At 55.6% G+C, this 349-nt stretch carries 1 protein-coding gene; it reads left to right on the top strand.

The window, feature by feature from the left end; all coding sequences use genetic code 11:
* Positions 1–349: hypothetical protein (locus EN846_RS34015; RefSeq protein ID WP_135928124.1), on the top strand; the 349-nt coding region annotated here is incomplete at both ends.

Here is a 349-nt window from a genome sequence, read left to right as displayed (position 1 = left end):
GCGAGCTGTTCGATCTTACTCCGCTTGATCAGGCCGTGCTGACATTCGAGACCAATCTTGTCGCGTCCGCCTTGAAAGAAATTACCGCGGCCACCAAGATCAATGTGGGCGCCGCCGCCATGGACAAACGGCAGATCATCGAATGGGATAAGGACGACATCGATATCATGAAGTTCATGAAGATGGATTGTCTGGCGCTCGGCATGCTCTCCTGCATGAAACGCGGTTTCGATATGCTGGAGGCACGGACAGGAGAGAAATACGATCTCGCCACCGTGCCACAGGGCGACGGTCCCACCTACGCCATGATCCAGAAGGCCGATACGCTGGGCACCTTCCAGATCGAAAG

The organism is Mesorhizobium sp. M4B.F.Ca.ET.203.01.1.1 (assembly GCF_004791025.1).
GTDB lineage: Bacteria > Pseudomonadota > Alphaproteobacteria > Rhizobiales > Rhizobiaceae > Mesorhizobium > Mesorhizobium abyssinicae.
Note: the sequence above shows the minus strand (reverse complement) of the source record. Positions and strands in the feature narration are given on the sequence as shown.